Source organism: Yaniella sp., from assembly GCF_030453185.1.
In the GTDB taxonomy this organism is placed as follows: domain Bacteria; phylum Actinomycetota; class Actinomycetes; order Actinomycetales; family Micrococcaceae; genus Yaniella.
This window is the reverse complement of sequence record NZ_JAKDKW010000121.1, coordinates 1-4,456: the sequence shown is the minus strand read 5'-3', so window position 1 is coordinate 4,456 and position 4,456 is coordinate 1. Positions and strand designations below refer to the sequence as shown.

Below are 4,456 nucleotides of genomic sequence, written 5' to 3'. Positions count from 1 at the left end.
TAGTCGTCAGCAGGTTCGGACAAGATCTGTTCAGGCGTACCAATCTGTGCGATTTCGCCGTCTTTCATAACAGCAATACGGTCGCCCAAGAACATCGCTTCGTTGAGGTCGTGAGTGATAAAGATAATCGTTCGCCCGAGCCGATCCTGAATTTGTTTCAGCTCTTCTTGCATCTCGCGACGAATGAGCGGATCGAGCGCCGAGAACGCTTCGTCCATCAACATAACGTCGGTATCTGCTGCCAACGCGCGGGCTAGGCCAACGCGCTGTCGCATACCACCTGAAAGTTCTGAAGGATAGGAGTCTTCCCAGCCCTTGAGTCCAACCGCCGCCAACACCTCGCGGGCTTTCTCGTAGCGTTCCTGTTTTGCTACGCCCTGGGTTTCCAGACTGTAGGCTGCGTTCTCAATATTGGTCCAGTGTGGGAACAATGCGAAGTGCTGAAACACCATGGAGATATGTTCCGAACGTAATGCGCGAAGTTCTTTCGGAGAAAGCTTTGCTAAGTCTTGCCCTCTCACCTCGACGGTCCCAGTGGTTGCTGGCTGCAGCGCATTCAACGTACGAATCAGGGTTGATTTCCCCGACCCCGATAATCCCATTACGACGAAGATTTCGCCGGGGTAGACGTCGAAGGTTGCGTCAATAACCGCCGCGGTACCGTCTTTTTGAACGTCTTGCCGGGTGGCGCCCGCCTGCATCTTCTCAGCAATAGCTTTGGGACGCCGACCAAAGATCTTATAGACATTCTCAACCCGCACAACGGGTCGGCCTGTGTTTGGTTCGCTCATGGTGCTTTGACCCACCGCTAGTAAGTAGCGGGTGAGCTCCTCCTCACGTCCTTTTATACAACTTGCTAACAAAAATAAATATAGGTCGCGCTCAACTCACCGCCCCCGGATCGCAGGGCGACAAGAAGTAAACGCAACCTCTAGATTTATAACGCTAACAAGATTGGCAGAACAATTACAGACTCCACTCAGACTGTTATCAGGTAGTTACTATGTAAATTGACAAGCACCAAAATGTTATGCATGAACTAAACACAAGATTACACTAGCGTGTCCTGGGCCACAATGCAGTGAGCGTTTTTGTGCAGACCTGTTGATTAGCGTCGGTATTTGCGTCCCCTACAGGGCGACACGAGCATCACGTGCAACATCTTTCTCATCCCCGCCCACATTCAGGTCCCGGCAAACAAGAGTCTGGATGCAATAGAAGACTTCGCTTACAGCAGAGAAGCCCGGGGGAGTTCGATCAGTAACAACCCTGACATCGGCGATATCCAACAAAGCATCCTCGATATCTATATGACTTCCAGTCGCAAACAACCGTCCGGTGCCTTTTCTCCACCAGGTTAGGGACGGCTCACCTTGCTAGTAATCGACATCACAGTAGGGAACCATGGGCGGTATGGGACAGAATGCTAGAACAGAAAAACATCCGATGTTGAATCCCGTCGTCCTGCTCGTCATGGCTGGACTCTTACTTGGGATTATATTTTTCTTTGCCAATCTGACTACACCACTGGCCATCGTAGCGTTCATCGTTATCGGTGTCACTGTTCTTCTCACCGCCATTGATATGTTCAGTCAGCTCAAGGCTGGTCATTGGGGGTTAGATATTTTGGCAGTTGTCGCGATGATCGCCACGCTCGCCGTTGAAGAGTATCTTGCAGGTTTGATTATTGCGCTGATGCTTACCGGTGGAGAGGCCCTTGAAGAAATGGCCGCTGGCCGTGCATCGAGCCAATTAGATTCACTCATCAATAGAAAACCAACGTTCGCGCATATGCTGGATGGAGACGGTGTAACGGTTCATCGAATTCGTATCAACGAGGTAAAAATCGGCGATACCCTGGTGGTGCGAGGCTCGGAAGTTGTTCCAGTTGATGGTCAGCTGCGCTCCAATCATGCATCGCTCGATGAGTCGTCGGTGACAGGTGAATCCCTCCCGGTGACAAAGCAAACGGGAGACGACATTATCTCCGGTACTGTCAACAGCACGGAGACGCTTCAGATGCGCGCGACGTCAACTGCGGCAGATTCGCACTACTCAAAAATCGTCCAGATCGTCGAGGAAGCGGTCCACTCTCGCGCTCCAATGGTGCGGCTAGCAGATCGCTACGCTGTGCCGTTCACCATCATCTCGCTGATAATTGCTGGGGTGGCATGGTGGTATTCGGGAGACCCGGTGCGATTTGCCGAGGTTTTGGTCGTCGCGACGCCCTGCCCCCTTCTGATCGGTGCCCCAGTTTCCTTTATGGGCGGCATGTCGTCAGCAGCGCGGGCCAATGTCATCGTCAAAGACGCCGGTACACTGGAGCGCCTGGCGAATGTGAAGTCTGCTGCTTTTGATAAAACCGGCACCTTGACGCGCGGTGCACCGACTGTAGCTCGTATAGAACCCGTTAACGGTTCTGTACGGGACACCTTGCAACTCGCAGCCTCTGCCGAGCAATACTCAGTCCATGTGTATGCCGAACCCATCATCAGTTATGCACGCAGCCAACAGCTCGATTTCGTAGCGGTTACCGAGGCAGAAGAGGTTGCCACGAACGGTGTTGCAGCAACGACCGGCGCAGGCGATGAATTGCGCGTTGGTAAATCAGCCTTTATCGCAGAGGTGGTCCCAGAATTTTCGGAACTGGAACTTCATGCGGGTGAGACAGCCGTCTATGTCTCGCGCGCACACCAGCTCATTGGCATTATCATTTTGGCTGACCCACTCCGAGCAACCTCAAAAGCCACTTTGGAGTGGCTGTCGGAACACGGTGTGGAGGACATGGTCATGGTCACCGGTGACATGAAGGGCACTGCTCAAGCCATTGCGAAAGAGCTGGATTTTGCACCAGACCAGGTCTACGCCTCGATGACACCATCGGACAAGGTCAAAATCGTTCAGCAACTGCCAGCTCCGACACTCATGGTTGGTGACGGCATCAATGACGCGCCAATTTTGGCGACAGCTGACGTCGGCATTGCCATGGGTGCCCGGGGCGCCACAGCAGCATCAGAATCAGCCGACGCCGTCATCACTTCCGAAAATTTCTCTCGGCTGGCCGACGTTGTGCATATTTCGAAACGCACGGCTAATATCGCGATGCAGTCCATCTGGTTTGGTATAGCAGTTTCTCTCGGACTGATGTCCATTGCTGCGTTTGGGTATTTACCGGCAACCATTGGTGCGCTACTCCAGGAAGTTGTCGACGTCGTCGCGATTATGATTGCCCTACGTGCCCTGCGCCTGCATCGCAAGCTGCCATCCACGACGTTGAACGAACCCGTAGGGGAACTCCAAACGCAGGCCGTGTCGTAACGGGGCCACGCCATCGCCGGGTTACTCTTAGCCCGCGCAGGAGTGGAAGTGACCGTGCTGGAAAAACACGGCGATTTTCTTCGCGGTTTTCGCGGTGACACAGTTCATCCCCAACACAAAAATTCGCGGAGTCACAGCGCATCGCAAGGACGGTCAGACTGTGCGTCCTATAGATATTGGCGGGCTCAAGATGAAGTACCCCTACGTGGCAATCGCCCCCACAGTGGGACTTTTTGAAACTGCTGGCGGAAGGCACAGGCCTCATCTATCAAAACCACAAGATTTTGGGGGTCGAGTACGTTGCTGCCGGAACCAAGCAAAAACTCTTCTTTGTCATCCCGCGAGCACGATACGCACAAATCGCAAACATCATTCCAAAGGGTTCCGACAGGCGTCTCCGGGAGGCAGGCTCGCCACAGTTGCGCTCTGCGATTTCGCAAGCAGTGCCAGCAACTAGACAATCCGACAAAGAGTTCACGTGGGATAATGTCAAATGCTTAGATATAAAAATGAACCGACTCACTAGATGACATCGAGATGGCTTACTGTGCATCGGCGATGCTGCGCATGCTATGTCTCCGCTCGGTGGAGTTGGTGTCAACCTAGCAGTCCGGGACGGTGTTGCCGCAGCACGGATACTTGCAGAACCCTTGCTTTCCGGAAGTCTTTCCACATCCGAACTTGCTGCCGTTCAACTCTGCCGTGAACCTCCTGCGATATTTATGCAACGGCTGCAAAGACTGTTGCACCGGACCATCGGAACTCTGGTGGTGCGGGGAAGAGGTTGGAGGCTTCAGGACCAATGCGCTTTGTGCTGGAGAAATTCTCAAGCGTAGGTAAAATTCCTGCCAGACTGCTATTTTCTGGACGGACACCCGAACACGCTCCAGATTTTGCACGCCCAGAACCCAGCTCACACGGACACTATCGCAAAAACCCCGAGAACACGCGGTTCTCGGGGTTAGTCTGCGGAGGATAGGGGATTCTCCCCCAATCCGGTTCTGACATGGAGTTTTAGGATTCAATATCCTAACAATCCTATATAGAGCCTAGAACGTTCGATCGTGGATAGAAAAAGCCCCGATGTATTTGCACTACACCGGGGCCCATACGCCACGAAAGACGTGATAACGATGTG

The 4,456-nt window shown here is 53.1% G+C and carries 3 protein-coding genes and 1 pseudogene; 3 read left to right on the top strand and 1 reads right to left on the bottom strand.

Going from position 1 to position 4,456, the window contains the following annotated elements:
• Positions 1 to 791 (bottom strand): glycine betaine/L-proline ABC transporter ATP-binding protein (locus L0H14_RS11875; RefSeq protein WP_301421930.1); only part of this gene is annotated, 791 nt, incomplete at its 3' end.
• A gap of 622 nt (positions 792 to 1,413) precedes the next feature.
• On the opposite strand from L0H14_RS11875, the gene L0H14_RS11870 reads away from it, so the two are divergent.
• The 3 genes and pseudogenes from L0H14_RS11870 to L0H14_RS11860 all read left to right on the top strand — a co-directional run bounded on the left by L0H14_RS11870 (position 1,414) and on the right by L0H14_RS11860 (position 4,154).
• A complete protein-coding gene (locus L0H14_RS11870) occupies positions 1,414 to 3,318 on the top strand; it encodes a heavy metal translocating P-type ATPase (protein ID WP_301419831.1) in 1,905 nt (634 codons plus the stop codon).
• Between the two features lie 12 nt (positions 3,319 to 3,330).
• A pseudogene (locus L0H14_RS11865) lies at positions 3,331 to 3,429 on the top strand (FAD-dependent monooxygenase); the annotation flags it as partial.
• 434 nt (positions 3,430 to 3,863) lie between these two features.
• A complete protein-coding gene (locus L0H14_RS11860) occupies positions 3,864 to 4,154 on the top strand; it encodes an FAD-dependent monooxygenase (protein WP_301421931.1) in 291 nt (96 codons plus the stop codon).
• The last annotated feature ends 302 nt before the right edge of the window (positions 4,155 to 4,456 follow it).

What these genes read in the sequence shown, in the direction of transcription:
- L0H14_RS11870 (WP_301419831.1), top strand. Translation starts at nt 1,414, where the DNA reads ATGGGACAGAATGCTAGAACAGAAAAACATCCGATGTTGAATCCCGTC.